This window comes from Kitasatospora sp. NPDC053308 (assembly GCF_055585785.1).
In genome coordinates, this window is record NZ_JBVJJY010000044.1 from 1 (window position 1) to 16,204 (window position 16,204).

Annotated in this window: 8 protein-coding genes; 2 read left to right on the forward strand and 6 right to left on the reverse strand. The window is 74.0% G+C overall.

Features of this window, described 5'->3' with window-relative positions; genetic code table 11:
- Positions 1 to 287: 287 nt before the first annotated feature.
- Positions 288 to 1,019: a DUF7873 family protein gene (locus tag ACZ6Y7_RS37715; RefSeq protein ID WP_465762501.1), complete on the forward strand. Its 732-nt coding sequence runs from the start codon at positions 288 to 290 to the stop codon at positions 1,017 to 1,019.
- A 541-nt stretch (positions 1,020 to 1,560) separates the two neighbouring features.
- Here the strand turns inward: ACZ6Y7_RS37715 and ACZ6Y7_RS37720 are convergent.
- Positions 1,561 to 2,358, reverse strand: a complete 798-nt coding sequence (locus tag ACZ6Y7_RS37720; RefSeq protein ID WP_465762502.1) for a class I SAM-dependent methyltransferase — start codon at positions 2,356 to 2,358, stop codon at positions 1,561 to 1,563.
- Positions 2,359 to 2,608: 250 nt separating this feature from the next.
- On the opposite strand from ACZ6Y7_RS37720, the gene ACZ6Y7_RS37725 reads away from it, so the two are divergent.
- On the forward strand, positions 2,609 to 3,835 hold the full coding sequence (locus ACZ6Y7_RS37725) for a MinD/ParA family ATP-binding protein (protein ID WP_465762503.1): 1,227 nt from the start codon (positions 2,609 to 2,611) through the stop codon (positions 3,833 to 3,835).
- A gap of 7 nt (positions 3,836 to 3,842) precedes the next feature.
- Here ACZ6Y7_RS37725 and ACZ6Y7_RS37730 read toward each other — a convergent pair whose 3' ends face one another.
- The 5 genes from ACZ6Y7_RS37730 to ACZ6Y7_RS37750 form a co-directional block, all read right to left on the reverse strand.
- Positions 3,843 to 5,114: a S8 family serine peptidase gene (locus tag ACZ6Y7_RS37730; RefSeq protein ID WP_465762504.1), complete on the reverse strand. Its 1,272-nt coding sequence runs from the start codon at positions 5,112 to 5,114 to the stop codon at positions 3,843 to 3,845.
- Positions 5,111 to 8,539 (reverse strand): right-handed parallel beta-helix repeat-containing protein, encoded by a 3,429-nt coding sequence (locus ACZ6Y7_RS37735; RefSeq protein ID WP_465762505.1) that lies wholly within the window; start codon positions 8,537 to 8,539, stop codon positions 5,111 to 5,113. The genes ACZ6Y7_RS37730 and ACZ6Y7_RS37735 overlap by 4 nt, the downstream gene beginning before the upstream one ends.
- Before the next feature lie 98 nt (positions 8,540 to 8,637).
- On the reverse strand, positions 8,638 to 9,960 hold the full coding sequence (locus ACZ6Y7_RS37740) for a hypothetical protein (RefSeq protein ID WP_465762506.1): 1,323 nt from the start codon (positions 9,958 to 9,960) through the stop codon (positions 8,638 to 8,640).
- Positions 9,961 to 10,284: 324 nt separating this feature from the next.
- Entirely contained in the window at positions 10,285 to 10,731 is a 447-nt protein-coding gene (locus tag ACZ6Y7_RS37745) for a hypothetical protein (protein ID WP_465762507.1), read from the reverse strand.
- A gap of 101 nt (positions 10,732 to 10,832) precedes the next feature.
- Positions 10,833 to 16,178 carry a protein-glutamine glutaminase family protein gene (locus ACZ6Y7_RS37750; protein WP_465762508.1) on the reverse strand — a complete coding sequence of 1,782 codons (5,346 nt, stop codon included), beginning with the start codon at positions 16,176 to 16,178 and terminating at the stop codon, positions 10,833 to 10,835.
- Positions 16,179 to 16,204: the final 26 nt, after the last annotated feature.

Sequence of the window (16,204 nt, forward strand, 5' to 3'; positions counted from 1 at the left end):
CGCGAGGTCTACCGCGCTCTGACCAGCACACCAACCACACAAATCACTCAAACCGACCTGGCCTCTGCGGCTTGACAGCCATAGGAGCATCCCCGGCGCCCGACCCGGCCGGGGTCCGGTGCCGCCGCGGGCACCGGACCCCGGCCGCGCCGTTCGGCGGGAAGGTTCAGGTCGGCGTCCAGGACGCGGCCGGCCGTGGTGGCCGTCGGCCCAGCCGCACGGGGGCCCGGCCGGCCGGTCGGGAATTCGCTGTCGCTCGTCCGTTCGGGGCTGGTAGCGTCCACGCCGTGGCAAAGCTGAACCAGATCATCGCCGTCGAAAAGGGCGTCAAGTCCAAGTCCTTCCAGGAGCTGACGCAGGCCCACCAGGACCTGCAGAAGCCCGCGCTGCTGGCCGGGATCTCCCGCACCTACCAGCCCAAGGACGAGGAGGGCGAGCAGCTGCCGCCGGAGTCGACCCGGGTGCAGCTGAAGGCCGAGGACATCCTGCGGTCCACCGCGAACACCCTCACCCGGCTCTTCGACGTGACGGCCACCAAGGACTGGGCCAACGTCGGTGCCAGCGCCGACGTGGTGGTGGACGGTCAGGTGCTCCTCGCCAAGGTGCCGGTGCCGTACCTGCTGTTCCTGGAGAAGCAGCTCACCGACCTCTTCACCTTCGTGAAGAAGCTCCCGGTCCTGGACGCCTCCGAGTCGTGGAACCTCGACCCGTCGACGGACTGCTGGAAGACCGAGCCGGTGCGCACCATCCGGACCAAGAAGGTGCCGCGCAACCACGTCAAGGCCGAGGCCACCGAGAAGCACCCGGCCCAGGTCGAGGTCTACTACGAGGACATCGCGGTCGGCTACTGGACCACGGTCAAGTTCTCCGGCGCGCTGCCGGCCCGCCGGGTCAACGAGCTCGCCGAGCGCGTGGAGAAGCTCCAGCAGGCGGTCAAGTTCGCCCGCGAGGAGGCCAACGCGCTCGAGGTCACCGACCAGCGGGTGGGTGACGCCGTCTTCGGCTACCTGTTCCGGTAGCCTCACGATCGCCCGTCCGGGGAGCCGGGCGGGTGCGCCGGGCGCGTCAGCCCGTCTGCGGAGCCGGACGGGTGCGCTGCGCGGCGCGCAAAGCTGACACTGATCAGTGAAGCTGACCGAGGGGTCACAGTGGGGGTTCGAGTCCCTCCCCCGGCACCACCGGCCGGGGTAGCCCAAGCGGCAGAGGCAGCCCCCTTAATCTCAGACTCTCGCTCCAGTCTCAGCATTCGCCGCCGAACACCGGATCGACCGGGTGTGGACGAATATCGACGAATGCGGGTTCAAGTCCTGTCTGTGCCGCTCCGTGGCACGGTAGTTCAAAGGTAGAACGCGTCGATTTCAATCTGATCCACGACCCTTAAACGTGTCGGTGTGCGCAATTGGGCGGCACACAGGGGCCCGGGAGCTGGCTACGCTCCCGGGTCCTCTCGCATCCGCGGGCGCCGTGCGGGACCGCGTGACGAGCCGCGTGCGGGCCGCGTGACGGGCCGTTTGGCGGGCTGTGCGACGGGCTGTGCGCGACAAGTCGCGTGAGGGGCCGTCAGCGGGTGGCGGTCACCACCAGGGCGCTGAGCGTTCCCTCGACCGGGCCGGGGCCGAAGCGTTCGGTGATCGCCGCCGTGGCCGCCCGGGTGACCTCGTCCAGGCTGCGCGTGCCCCGGGCCTCGATCTCGGTGCGCAGCGGGGTGCCCTGGCACAGGGCGGTCGCCGCGTCCTGGGCCGAGTCGGCGCGGCCGGGTGCGGTGACGGTCTCGATCCGCGGGGTGTCGGTGAAGCCGGCGGCCGCCAGGTCGCGGGTGATCGTGGCGGGGTCGTGGTAGCCGTAGGGGACGCGGCTGAGGAAGTCGGGCGGGTCGGTTGGGAAGAGTGCGGCGGCGGCCGTCTCGGTGACCGCGACGAGTTCGTTCGCCGCGATGGCGTTCCACACGTTGAACAGCAGGACGCCGCCGGGTCGCAGCACCCGCCGGGCCTCGCCGAAGGCTCGGGGGCGGTCGGGGAAGAACATGGCCCCGAACTGGCAGACCACGGCGTCGCAGCAGGCGTCCGGGAAGGGCAGGGCCATGGCGTCCGCCTCGGTCCAGCGCACCGGGCGGTCGAGCGGCAGGGCCTGGGCACGGTCGAGCATCGGCCGGCTGAGGTCGGTCGCGGTGATCGAGGTCTCCGGCGGCAGGGCGGCGGCCAGCTCGCGGGTGACCGCGCCGGTGCCGGCGGCGGTCTCGATCACGTCCCGGGGGTGGAGCCCTGCCAGGCGCCGGGCCAGGTCCCGGGCGTAGGGGCGGAAGAGCAGCGGGACGAGGTACTGCTCGTAGACGTCGGGGATCGCGCCTTCGAAGGACATGCCGTCGTGCCTCCCGTCGCACCGCGGCGGGGCCGGGCCACCCGCCGCCGGGCCGTCCGCCGGGCCCGGTGGTGCGAGTGTGGCACGGGTGGGCGCTCCCTACCCTGGCCGCGGCCGTCCACGCACCGCCCCGCCCCTCGCCGGGCGGCGGGCGGCGGGCGGTGAACGACGTCGCGGGCCCGGGCCGTAGAGCCGGTGGGGGATCCGTACGGAACCGGCGTGGGAGCCGGCGCGGCGACAGGAGGCGAACGTGGCGGCGGACCACATGGTCATCGAGCAGGTACGGCGGCTGGGGCGGGGCCCGGAGCGGGAGCTCTCCCCCGACTACGGGCTGCTGCCCCCGCCCCCGGGGCCCGAGGCCGACTGGCGCCGGCCGCTGGACCCGCTGGGGACGGTGCTCATCCCCCCGGAGGCCCGGCCCGGCCCGGCCGCCCCCGTCGCGGCCGCCGCAGGCCCGGCCGCCCCCGCCCCCCTCCTCGCGCCAACCCCGGCGACCCCCGCAGCGTCCGTCGTGGCGCCCGCGCCGCCCGTCCCGTCCCCGGCGCCGCAGCCGCAGGCACAGCCGGATCCGGCGCCCGCGACCGCGCCGGTCGGTGCCCCCGCCCGGCGGTCCCGGTTCCTGAGCGGCGGCCTCGGCGGCGCCCTCGGCCTGGGCCTGGGCCTGGGCCGGAGCGAAGAGCGCGAGCAGGAGCGGCTGCGGGCCGTCGTCCGCACGCCGCTGCACCGCTCCTTCCGGATCGCGGTCATCGGCGTCAAGGGCGGGGTCGGCAAGACCTCCGCGACCCTGGGGCTGGGGCACGTCCTCGCCGAGGCCCGGGCCGACAAGGTCGTCGCCGTCGACGCCAACCCGGACACCGGCACGCTGAGCCGGCGCATCCGCCGGGAGACGTCGGCGACAGTCCAGGACCTGCTCGCGGCCGCGCCCTCGATCACCGGCTACATGGACATCCGCCGCTTCACCTCGCTGGCCCCGAGCGGGCTGGAGGTGCTGGCCAACGACGCCGACCCCACCGTCGCCAACGCCTTCGGCGGCGAGGACTACCGGCGGCTGGTCGACCTGCTCAGCCGCCAGTACCCGATCGTGCTGGCCGACTGCGGCACCGGGCTGCTCCACGGCTCCATGCACGCCGTCCTCGAACTCGCCGACCAGCTCGTCGTCACCGCCACGACCAGCGTGGACGGCGCCAGCGGCGCCGACACCACCCTGGACTGGCTGTGCGCCAACGGGTACGAGGAACTGGCCCGGCGCAGCGTGGCCCTGATCTCCGAGGTGCGGGCCAAGGGCCGGGCGATCCGAGCGGACGACCTGGTCAACCACTTCGGACAGCGCTGCCGGGCCGCCGTCGTCCTGCCCTTCGACGAACACCTCGCCCTGGGTGGCACCTTCGAACCGGCCCGACTGCACCCGCGCACCCGCCGCGCCTACCTCGACCTCGCCGCCCACGTCGCCGAAGGCATCCGCCCGGCAGGCGCCTGAGGCCCGGTCAGACCTCCCAGCGCCCCGGACGCCAGGCACGACGACGGCCGGCGGCGCACAGGACGGCGAGGCCCAGGGTGAGGGTGACGGTGGTCAGGACGACGGCGGCCACCGTCACGGCCTGACCGGGGGCCGGGTCGGCAGGAGGGGGCCCGAGGACGGTGGCCCGCGCCGCCGGGAGGGCTGCGGCGGTGGCGGGCGGGGCGGCGAGGGCGGCGAGGGGGTCGACGCTGCCGTAGCCCAGGCGGGGGTCGGGCAGGGCGGTGCCGGGGTGGTAGGCGGTGGATTCGAGGCGCTCGCGCAGGTGGGCCGGGTCGAGGTCGGGGTGGTGGGCCAGGAGCAGGGCGGCGGTGCCGGCCACCACGGCGGCGGCGAAGCTGGGGCCGCTGCCGGTGAAGTAGCCCTTGCCGGCCGGTCCGGTGCTCATCATGGCCTCGCCCGGGGCGGTCAGGTCGACCCGGGGCCCCGTTCGCGCGCCCTGGCCGGGGCCGGGACCGGCACCAGTGCCCGTGCCGACGCCCGAGGCACCGCCACCCGTACCGCCACCGCCCGCCGGGTCCGGCGCGGTGCCGTCCGGGGCCAGCGCGGCGACGGCGAGGACCTGCGGCGGGGCGGAGGGCAGGGCGGCGCCGCCCTGGTCGGGGGTGGCCGGGGCGACCACCAGGGCACCCCGGTCCTCGGCGTGGCGCAGCGCGTCCTCCAGGCCCGGGTCGCCGGCGGGCAGCGGCAGGGCGGAGGCGATGACGCGGGCGCCGGCGTCGGCGGCGTCGCGGATGCCCTTGGCGAGCAGGGCCGGGGTGGTGGCGCCGGTGTCGTCGGTGACGGCGACGGCGAGGATCCGCGCCTGGGGGGCGATGCCGGCGAAGCCGGTGCCGTCCTGGTGGCGGGCGGCGATCAGCCCGGCGAGGAAGGTGCCGTGGCCGACGCAGTCGCGGGTGGAGTCGCCGGTGCCGTACTCGCGCGGGCCCGGGAGCAGGCGCTCGCCCAGGACGCCGGAGGCGCCGTCGACGCCGGAGCCGACGACGGCGACCGTCACCCCGGCGCCCCGGCTCAGCGCCCAGGCGGCCTCGGGGCGCAGGAAGGTCTGGGCCCAGGGAGTGCGGTCGGTGGCCTTGTCGGAGGGTGGGAGGCACTCGCCCGCGCGGGCCCCCGGGCGGCTCTGGCCGATCACGGGCAGGGCCGCGGGGTCGCCGGGGGCCGCGGCGGCCGGGGGGCTCCCGACGGCCAGGGTGGACAGGGCGGCCGCGAGGGCGGCCGCGGCGCAGCGGCGGAGCGTCACACCGTGCTCCCCTGGAGCAGCGCGGGGACGTCCTGGGGCAGCAGCAGGCTCAGTTCGGACACGTCGCCGACCTCCAGACGGGCCAGCCGCCCGGCCTGACGGGTCATCATGGCCTCCAGGGTCTGGCGGGCGAAGCGGCCGTTGCCGAAGTTGCGGTCCCGGGGGACGGCCGCGCACAGCGCCGCCAAGGCGGTCAGGGTCTCGGGGGCGCAGAGGTAGCCGGCCTCCTCGGCCTGGCGGGCGACGATGGTGACGAGTTCGTCGGCGCTGTAGTGGTCGAAGGCGATCTGCCGGGGGAAGCGCGAGGCGAGGCCGGGGTTGGAGGCCAGGAAGCCCTGCATCTCCTCGTGGTAGCCGGCCACGATCACCACGACCTCGTCGCGGTGGTCCTCCATCAGCTTCATCAGGGTGTCCACCGCCTCCTGACCGAAGTCGCCGGAGGCTGCGCCGCCGCGCGGGGTGAGGGTGTAGGCCTCGTCGATGAACAGCACGCCGCCGCGGGCGCGTTCGAAGGCCTCCTTGGTGAGCTGGGCGGTGTGGCCGATGTAGCGGCCGACCAGGTCGGCGCGGGCGGTCTCGACGAGCTGGCCGGTGGGCAGGACGCCGAGTTCGGCGAGCAGTGCGCCGTAGAGGCGGGCGACGGTGGTCTTGCCGGTGCCGGGCGGCCCGGCGAAGACCAGGTGGTGGCTGATCCTGGCGGCGGGCAGGCCGGCCTCCTCGCGGCGGCGGGCCTGGGTGATCAGGTTGACCAGGTTCTCCACCTGTTCCTTGGCGGCGCTCAGGCCCACCATCTGGCGCAGCTGTGTCAGGAGTTCGCTGCGGCCGTCCCTGCCGGCACCGGGGCCGGCGGCGCGCGCGGCCTCGGGGCCGAGGTCCTCGGGCAGCAGCAGCGGCAGGTCCGCGTCGGTGACCTCGGCGAGGGCGGCCAGCCGGGAGGCCTGGCGGTCGACCATCTCCTCGAAGACCTTGCGGGCGGCTCGGCCGTTGCCGAAGTCCGCGCCCTTGGGCATGCGGGTGAAGAGGTTGCCCAGCGCCTCGACGGTGGCCTCGGCGAGGTCGTACCCGTGGGCCGCGGCGGCCCGTTCGACGATGGTGACCAGTTCCTGCGGGGAGTAGTTGCGGAACTCGACGGTGCGGCTGAAACGGGAAGCCAGGCCGGGGTTGGAGGAGAGGAACTCGCGCATCTCCTCCGAGTAGCCGGCCACGATCACCACGATGTCGTCGCGGTGGTCCTCCATGAGCTTGACCAGGGTGTCGATGGCCTCGCGGCCGAAGTCGGGCCCGGTGCCGCCGCCCCCGGCAGACAGGGTGTACGCCTCGTCGACGAACAGGACGCCGCCGAGCGCCGCGGTGAACACCTCGGTGGTCTTGATGGCGGTGCCGCCGACGATGGAGGCGACCAGGTCGGCGCGGGCGACCTCGGTGAGGTGGCCGCTGCGCAGCACGCCGAGTTCGGCCAGGATGGCGCCGTAGAGACGGGCGACGGTGGTCTTGCCGGTGCCGGGCGGGCCGGCGAAGATCAGGTGGCGGCCCATCGGGAGGGCGGGCATCCCGGCCTGCTCGCGGCGCCTGGCCAACTTGTTGAGGTTGACCAGGGTCGCGACCTGCTCCTTGACGCCCTCCAGGCCGACGAGGGCCTCGAGGGCGGCCTGCGGGCCCTCGGGGTCCGGTGGCGGCGGTTCGGTGGCGGTGGCGTCGGGCTGGGGTGCGGTCTCGTAGCCGTCCCCGTACCCGCCGCCGTCCCCGGGTGCGGGCTCGGCGGGGCGGGGGCCGGGGGTGGCGGCGGGCCGGGCCTCGGCGCTGCCGTGGCTGTCCGCGTGGGCGTTGTCGCGGCTGGTCAGTTCGGTGACCGCGAGGCGGGTGCCGGGCCGGGTCTGGCGCAGTCCGGAGCCCCGGTTGCCGGTGACGGTGCAGCCGGTGACGCGGACCGGTTCCTCGGAGTCCACCCGCAGTCCGTCGCGGGCGTTGTCGGTCAGTTCGCAGCCGTTCAGGGCGGCCCGGGCGCCGGCGGAGAGCAGGATGCCGTGGCGGCGGTTGCCGTGGACGCGGATGCGGGCGGCGGTGAGTTCGCCGCCGTCCTCGACCAGCAGGCCGTCGCCGGTGCAGTCGGCGATGTCGCAGTCGCGCAGCGAGGCGACGCCGCCCGGGCCGATCTCGACGCCGTTGACCGCTCCGGCGGCACCCGGGCCGGTGGGAACGCCGCGTACGGTGGTGGCGCCGACCTGGGTGTTGCCGCCGTCGGCGACCCGCAGCGCGGCGCGCCTGCCCGCGCCCAGCAGGCAGGACTCCAGGCGTCCGCGGCCCTCGCGCAGCACGTCGATGCCGTGGCCGCCGACCTCGGCGACGTCCAGGCGGCGCAGCAGCGGGTTGGCGCCGTCGCGTACCACGACCCCGGCGCCGGCGGCGCCGCGCACCTCCAGGCGGTCGAACTGGGCGGCGCTCTCGCCGGTCAGCTCGACGGCGTCGCCGGCGCCCGCGGTGACGGTGGTGCGGGTCAGGGCCGGGCTGGAGGACTCGTCGACCAGGATGCCGGTGCCCTGGGCGTCGCTGACCTCGCACTCCTCGAAGCGGCCCCGGGAACGGCCGGTGACGTGGATGCCGTGGCCCTTGGTGCGGGTGGTGCGGCAGCGACGCACCACGGGGTCGGTACCGCCGGCCAGGACCAGTCCGTGGCCGCGGGTGGTGCCGAACGCGCAGTCCTCCAGGAGGACTTGGGCGGCGGAGCTGACGTAGGCGCCGATCGTGACGTCGCGCACGGTGGTGCGCAGGACCCGGGTGGTGCTGTGTTCCTCCAGGGCGATGCCGGGTTTGTCGGTGGCGGAGATCTCGCAGTCCTCGATGGAGCCGCGGCCTTCGCCGTTGGCGCACACGCCGTTGCCGCGGGCGTCGCGCAGGACGCAGTTGCGCACGACGGGGTTGGCGTTCTCGCCGATCACGACGGCGGAGCTGCCGAGGTGTTCGATCGTGCAGTCCTCGATGACGCTGGTGCCGGTGGAGGTCTCGACGATGCCGGCGCCGGCGGGGTTGACGATGCGGCAGCCGCGCATGGCCAGCGCCCCCTGCTGGCGGGTGAGGACGGCGGTCCAGGAGTTGCCCGCGACCTCGCAGTCCTCCAGGGCGGCCTGGCCGCGCGGCACGTCGATGGTGGGCAGTTCCTCGTCCTGGCCGTGCAGGACCAGGCCGGTGAGCTGGACGGCCTCGGCGACGACCTGGACGACGGCGCCGCGGCGCGGGGAGATGCGCACGCTGCCGCGGGCCTCCTCGGCGGTGATGGTCACCATCTTGGTGATCACCAGGTTCTCGTCGTAGCGGCCCGGGCGGACGCTGATCACCGCTCCGCTGCGGGCCGCCTCCAGGGCGGCACCGATCGTGCGGTAGCCGCCTTCGCCCGGCTCCGCGCCGACCGTCAGCACATGGCGGGTCATGGGGCGTTCTCCTCCGTCGTTCGTGGCTGTGGTGCTGGTGGCGCTCGGGTTCTCGTGGTGCTCGGCCGTACGGGGGTGGGGCGGGGGTGGGACAGGGGTCAGCCGGTGCACTCGGCCCGCACGGCGGAGGCGGCGTGGTGGGCGTAGGTCTTGACGGTGTCGCCGACCCAGTCCTGGCCCCGGCTGTGCATCACCACGGCGATCCGGCCGCCGCTGAGCGGGAAGGTGCCCGCCGGGACCCACTGGCCCCGGGAGGAAACCTGGTTCACGACGAAGGACCGGTTCTGCACGGTGTAGTAGGTCGGGGCGCCGCCGACGGCCTTGAGGTCGCCGTTGGGCACGTAGACGGACAGGCGGCAGCTGCCGGTGGTGAGCGAGCCGGTGTCGAAGGTCCACACCACCGAGTTGCTGTTGTCGTCCTTGTCGGCGCTGCCGGACATCGGCATCGAGGTGAAGCCGCCGGCGCAGCCGTCGCCGCTGTAGCCGCCGGAGTTGTTGCGCCAGCCCTTCTGCCCGTCGTCGTACCAGCCGTTGCGCTGCATGGAGGTGGAACCGCCGCAGCCGGGGCCGGCGACGGCGCTGTAGGTGGGCGCGGGCGGCGGGGCGGGCTGGGTGGGCTGGGCGGGCTTGGCCGGGGGCGGGGCCGGCTGCTGGGGCTGGGTCTGCGGCGCGCCGGCGCCCTGGCCGGTGCCCTGGCCGGTGCCCTGGCCGCTACCGCCCTGGCCGCTACCCTGGCCCGTGTTCTGGCCGCTGCCCTGGCCCGTGTTCTGGCCCGTGTTCTGGCCGGTGTTCTGGCCACCGCCCTGAGGTGCGGCGGGCGCGCCGACTGCGGAGTGGCCGGGGGTCGTGGCGCCCTGGCCGCCCTGGTCGGCGCCGAGGCCGGGCAGAGCACCGGCGGGCGCACCGCCGCCCTGGCCCGGCTGCGGGCCGCCCGGCTGTCCGGGCTGGGCCGGCTCACCGGGCCCGCCGGGCTGCAGCGGCTGGTCGCCGGGCGGGTTCCCGGGCGCGTCGGCGCCGGGCACGTACCCGTTGCCGCCGCCGTCCGGCTGCGAGAACCCGGCGGGCGGCGGCCCGCCGGCACCGGGCGTGCCGGGACCGTCCCCGCCGAGGCCGGCCACCCCCAGCGGCACTCCGACCAGCACCAGGCCGGCCAGCACCGCGGCGGCCACCATCGGCTTCGGGATGCGCCGCCCGGCGCCCTCCTCCTCCGCCCCGGCCGGCACAGGCGAGGCGCTCACCGCGGGCCGGGGCTGCCCGGCCGACGCCTGCGCCGCGCCGCCCACGGCGACCGGGGGCACCGCCCCGGCGGCGCCCACCGCCGTCGGCGCCCGCTCCCCGGCACCGGCCTCGCCCCCACCCGGCGCCCCGGACTCCACGGCCGGCTCGGACTCCGCGGCCGGCTCGGGGACCTCCCAGGCCACGGCGGGCAGGTGGATGCCCCCGCCCGACGACCCGCTCCCCCGCGCACTGCGACTGCGACCCTCGACGCCACCCGACGGATCCGGCCCTGCGGCGCCCACCGCCGCGGGCCCGGCCTCCTCCACCGGCCCGGGCACCTCCCAGGCCACGGCGGGCAGGTGGATGCCCCCGCCCGACGACCCGCTCCCCCGCGCACTCCGTTCCCTGCCCACCCGCGCTCCCTGACCCTCGACGACACCCGAAGGGTCCGGCCCGCCCCGGCCGCACCGGCCGCGCGACGGGAACCGCCCCTCTCCCTGAGCGACGGACGGCACACGCCGCCGGGTTCAGCCGGTTCCCAGGCGCCAGGAGGGCTCGGTCGGGCGCGGCGGATGGAGGATGAAGTCGACCGCCCGCTGGAGGGTCTGCGGGGACGGCTGCGGACACGGCCCGGTGCGTTGGAGCAGGTGCGCGAACAACCCGGGCTCGGGGGCGAGGTCGTACTCCTCCAGGTAGTAGGTGACGGTGTCGGTCCAGATCCACTCGCCGTCGGTGCGGTAGTTCATCGGGACGGCGCCCTGGCGGGAGGTGTCGAAGATGTCGTCCATCAGCATCGGCGTCACCAGCACCTCCGCCCCGGACTTCAGGTACCCGGCCAGCGCGGCCCGCTGCGCCCCGTCCCGCACCAGCGGATGGTCCGGCGCGAAGCCCGGCCCGGCCACGGGATCGACCAGGTCGAACACCGCCGCCAGGCGGAACTCCCCCGCCGCCGCCTGCCCCTGCTGCTGTTCCACGTCCTGCTCCGCTCGCGTGTCGGCGCCCCGGCCGGGGCGCCCCTCGCCTGGGTCAACGGCGCCGGCGCGGGGCGGCGTTCACCGGGCGGGGCTCCGCCGGGTCAGCCGGCGCTGCCCGTGAGGTCGGGCCTCGGGTGCTTCTTGAACCAGAGCAATAGGGCTTCCCCCAGAGGGGTGGTGAATTTCCACGCCAGGGTCTGCTTCGCCATGTGCTCGTTCAGGCGCGTGATGAAGTCCGCCTCCGACCCCTTGTAGGACGCGGCGAACGCCGTGACGGCCCTGGCCGGCGCCGGCTTGAGGAGCTGGTTGACCGTGTTCACTGCGTTGGCCTCGGCCGCCCGTGCCGCTTCCTCCGCCTCCCGGCGCGCGGCGGCCTCCTTGGCCGCAGCCCGGTCCTCCAGCCGCTGGTTCCAGGCGGCTTCGCCGTTCTTCGAGGGGAAGTACTTGAAGGCGATGTCCTTGCCCTTGGGCACGTACGCGCTGGTCGAGTTGAGCCTGGCGGTCTCCTCCCAGCCGTACGCGATGGAGCCCTCCACCTCCACCCCGCCCTTCTTGAACGTCCGGGACTGAGTCGACATCGTCGACTTCTGCCGGGCCGCGATCGTGTAACCCACGTAGGCACTGGCTCCGGGAAACGCTTCCCTGAAGTCGCCGACGACGGACTTGCAGCTGTCGCACGTGCCTCGGGAGGAGAGCACGACGAGCACCGCTTCGGGCGGCTGGGCGGGCAGTTCGCCTCCGGGCCGCGCGGAAGGCTTCTCCGGCGGCTTGCGGCGTGGCTTCTCCGAGGGATGGGGGATCCGCTCGAAGCCCCAGTCCTTCATCTGCTGGTAGGCCTTCGCCAGCCCCTTCACCTCGGCGTCGTAGCGCTGCGTCCACAGGCTCTTCTCCTCCGCCCACCGGGTGGCGGCCTCGAACGAGCGGCTGTCGTTGACGGAGTCGTCCCTGCCGTTGGTCACGGCCTCGGTCGTCTGCCAGCTCTTGTCCCCCTTCAAGGTCAGGCCGATGACGGCATAGGTCTTCTCCTTCTCGGTGCCGGCGAAGAGCGGTTGGAGCAGGGAGTCGTTCAGTACGTGCCTCGCCGCCTCCGGGGAGTCGGGTTCCGGTTCCTCGGCCCTCGCCTTCCCCTTGTCCTCGGCCTTCGCCACCTCGGCGGACTCGGGTTCCGGTTCCTCGGCCCTCGCCTTCCCCTTGTCCTCGGCCTTCGCCACCTCGGCGGACTCGGGTTCCGGCTCCTCGGCCCTCGCCTTCCCCTTGTCCTCGGCCTTCGCCACCTCGGCGGACTCGGGTTCCGGCTCCTCGGCCCTCGCCTTCCCCTTGTCCTCCGCCTTCGCCACCTCCGGCCCGGTCTCTTCCTGCGGGTCGGTGGCCCTCGGCCTGCCGGACAGTACGCTCTCGATCCCTTCCGCCGAGTCGGTGTCGGGGCGCTGGGCGGCGGCCTTCTTCTTGCTGGCCCTACCGAAGGCCAGTGCGCCCCGCAGCTCGCGGTCGGGATCGAGGGTGCCCGGCTCGACGGTCCCGTAGCCCTCGGGGTGGTCGTGGAAGGAGCCGTCCGGCGCCCGGTGGGCCCGGCGGTCCTCGACCTGGACCCGGACGGCACCGGAGTCGTCCCGGACCGCGCGGAACTCCCGCCAGTGGTCGCCGCCGACCACGACCGGGCGGCCGTCCTCGGTGAACCCGACGCCGGAGGCGACCACCAGGTGCCCGGGGCCGTCCGTGCCGTCCACGCGCGGGGCGAGGTACACCGGCCCGGTTCCGGCCAGCGCGCTGCTCCCCAGGCCCAACTCCTCGAGCTGACGCATCACTTCGACGAGGAAGTCGTGGCCCGGCCCGCTCCCCAGGTTGCACGCCACGAACTGCAGGGTGTCGGTGCCGTTCCAGACTCCGGAGTGGTAGAGGTCTGCCAGGACGCCGACCACCTGGTAGGCCGACAGCGTGCCGTCCGGCCCGACCGGCAGGCCGGTGGCCTCGTCCGTGTGCACGGGCACGACGAACACCCCGGGCTGTTCGGGGAACTGCCGCAGGGCGTCGTGCTCCGCCGGCGGCACGTCGACCGGTCCGATCCGCCAGCCGGCGGCGGTGCCGCCGAAGGCCGACAGCGGCCCGCCGACGTCCTGGGCCCGGGGCGCGGGATCGTGGGCGTACCAGTTGTAGGGAAGATCCAGGATCTCGAAGCTGGTGTTCTCGTTCAGCTTCTGCGAGCGCAGACTCACGCTCACCGTGCCGATGTTGCGGTTCTCGTAGACCATCGGCTCCGGCTCGCTCGGATCGTCTCCGCCGAGGGTCTCGTCATCGATGGTGCGCCGGCGGATCGAGACGGACCCCCCGGCATGATGGATCGTCACCTCCGCGAACTGGCCGCTCAGTTCCTCCTTGCGGTGCTCGATCCGGACGGTCTTCTGGAGGCCGTCCGACGACCACGTCTCCGTGATGCGGTGGTCCGGCCCGAGGTCGTAGGGGTAGGCGGCCCGCAGCGAGCCCTCACTGTAGAACCGGGTGAAGTGCTCGAACGCGTCCGGCATCGACATGGGGCTGGTCCAGTTGTCGACCTCGGCGCGGATGTCGGCGACCGTCATGGGCTCGGCGTCCACCCGGATGACGTGGAACCCCCCTTCGTCGACGTGTTCGGTCACCGTCAGGCGGCTGGGACCGAGCGTCACCTCGGACTGCTTCTCGTTCACCGGCTCCGGATCGCCCTGCGCCCTGGGGTGCCCGGGCGGGAACGACAGCGCCAGCATCGGGTGGGACAGCGGCACCCGGATCTCGAACAGCGCGTAGTTGTCCTTCCCGCCCCCGTTCGACATCCACTCCTGGACGAACTCCCGGCTGAAGGACGTGGACGCCGGCAGCAGTTCGGTGAACCGCTCCCGGCCCCGGGCCTCGGCGTCCAGCCGCACCGCCCGGTACAGGCGCAGGGACTCCCCCACCGGCTGCTCCCCGGCCGGGCGCAGCGTCTGCGCGTGGTCGAGGAAGGTCTGGACCTCGTCGAGCAGGGATTCGTAGCGCTCCCCCTCACGGACCTTGATCATGCCCTCCTCGTCACGCTTGCTCGTGAACCCGCCGCCCTTGATCCACCCCATGAACGTGTGCAGCGCCGGGTTCCGGGCCGCGGCGTCGAGATGACGCCGGGCCAGGCCCACGGCGGTCTCGTCCGCGCCGAAGGCGAACGCGCCGTCGAGCGGGGTCAGGTCCGGGTGCTTGCGCGCGTCGATCTGCTCCCTGGTCGCGTCGTCGATCAGGACCGCGGAAGCGCCGGACAACTGGCCGTTCCGGTCCGGGCCGCCGAAGAACTCCCACGGCGCCGTGTGCGTCAGCGGCGCTCCCTGTCCGGGCGCGGCAAGCAGGTCACGCCACTCCTGCACGGTGGCCTCCCCCTCGGGGAAGAGCAGCGGGTCGATCACCCGTTGCCCAGCCGCCGTCTCGACCAGCACAGCGACATGGTGATTCCACTGCTGCTGCGGGTGGAGGTGCCCGTTCTCGCTCGCGGGATAGGCCCAGATCTTGGCGAGGTACTGCCGTCCGGTCTCCGGGGCCGCCAGGTTGATGAGCTCGGACAGGGCGTGAGCCCGGAATTCGCAGCCGCCGACACGGCCATGTTCGTCGGGCCGGTCCGATTCATGGGGTCGGTAGTGGTTCATCACCTCGCGGTGGAGATCCCGGAGCTGGTCGGCGGAGGGCTTCTCGGTGGTCTGCTGGGCCAGTTCCGCTTGCCGGATGCGCAGTTCCCGGTGGAATTTGAGTTGCCGGATGCGCAGTTCCGGGTCCAATCCGCGCAATGCCCTCGTCAGCAGATCCACCAGGGCACCGGCCGCCCGCACCGAGCGGACCACTCCGACGTTCTGGATGGCCGTCAGCACTTCCTGCTCGGTGTTGATCCGGGTGAGCCCGTCCACGTCGTCGTTCTGGTCGGCGCGCCGCCATTGCTCCCTCAGGCGGTCGGAACGGGTCGTCACCGCGTTCAGGTAGCGGCGGTAGTCCTCCGTCTCGGACTCGCTGCCGCTGTCGCTGTCCGACTCCGAGTGCTCGCTGCTGGTGTCGTCCTCCGATGCCATCTCCTCGTCGGACGAAGCGGGGTCGTTCGGCCGGACGCGCTTCATCGAGCTCGGGCCCACGCCCGGCTCCGGACTCGAACCCTCGTCGTCGGTCCGGTCGTTGCGCCTGCGGCGCCCGGAGAACGCCACCGCGTCGTCCTGGGGCGCCCACTCCCGCTCGCGCGGCAGAGCCCCACCGGGGGAAGCCCCGCCCGGGGCGACGGTGTAGCCCTCGGGCGCGGGCGCCGAGCGCGGCGGCAGGCTCCCGTCCACGGGCAGGTGGGCGCCGAGGTCGCGGACCGTGACGGGGGCGTCGGGTGCCGCGTCCCACCGGACCGACAGGCTCGCCCAGTTGCCGCCGTCCACCAGGACGGGACCGCCGACGCCGTCGAAGGCGAGCTGCCTGCCGACCACCAGCGCGCCGGTACCGTGCGGGTCGCTGCGGAACGGTCCCGCGACCGGGGGCGCGAACCAGGCGAGGCTCCTCGGCGCGTAGACCTCCAGGTCCCGGCCGGGCAGGCGCAGGCGCAGGTGCCGCAGGGTGCCTGCGGCGAACGACCCGGCGCCGTCGCGGGCGGACGAACAGGCCACCAGCAGAACGGGCTTGATCCCGTCCCACGCCCCTTGTCCGTGCAGCGAGAAGAGCAGGTCGGCGGCTTCCCTCTCGGTGAGGCGGGTGCCCTTCCAGCGCGGCACGCCATCGGAGCCGGTGTGCATCGCCACGGTGAGGAACCGTTCGTCGACCGGGAAGCGGTCCAGTGCCGCGGCCATCCGCTGCCGGGCTTGCGCGTCGGCGCCCGGGTCGTCCAGCCGGTAGGCGCCGGACGTTTCGTGAAGGACCAGTGCCGTGCGCAGGTCACCGGTGCGGTCGACGGCCGGCGGCTCCGGGATCGGCGCCGGGACCAGGGGCCCGGCTCCCGGCGCCTGCGTCTCGTGCTCCGGGAGCGGCGGCGCGGAGGCCGGCTGCCGGAGGTCCTCGGAGTTCGAGTCCGTCAGGGACTGACCCGCCTCCCCCGCGAGCGCCTCGTCGATGTCGTGCCAGTTGAAGGGGAGGTCGAGGGACTCGAAGCCGGCGTTCTCGTTCAGCTGCTGCGAGCGCAGGCTGACGCTCACGGTGCCGATGTTCAGGTGGTCGTAGACGATCGGATCCGACTCGTGCGTTTCCTCTCCGTAGAACATGTCGTCGCGGGTGCGCCGGTGGATCGAGACGGACTCACCGTTATGACGGATCGTCAGTTCGACGAACTGGCGGAGTTGATCTCGGGGGTGATCGATTTTGACGGTCTTCTGGCTACGGTCGGCGGACCACGTCTCCGTGATGCGGTAATGGGGGCGGAGGACGTTCACGTAGGCGGCCCGCAGCGAGCCCTCACTGTAGAACCGGGTGAAGTGCTCGAACGCGTCCGGCATCGACATGGGGCTGGTCCAGTTGTCGACCTCGG

Coding starts and splice junctions, on each gene's coding strand:
- ACZ6Y7_RS37720 (WP_465762502.1), bottom strand. CDS start 2,358: ATGTCCTTCGAAGGCGCGATCCCCGACGTCTACGAGCAGTACCTCGTC.
- ACZ6Y7_RS37735 (WP_465762505.1), bottom strand. CDS start 8,539: ATGACCCGCCATGTGCTGACGGTCGGCGCGGAGCCGGGCGAAGGCGGC.
- ACZ6Y7_RS37750 (WP_465762508.1), bottom strand. CDS start 16,178: ATGTCGATGCCGGACGCGTTCGAGCACTTCACCCGGTTCTACAGTGAG.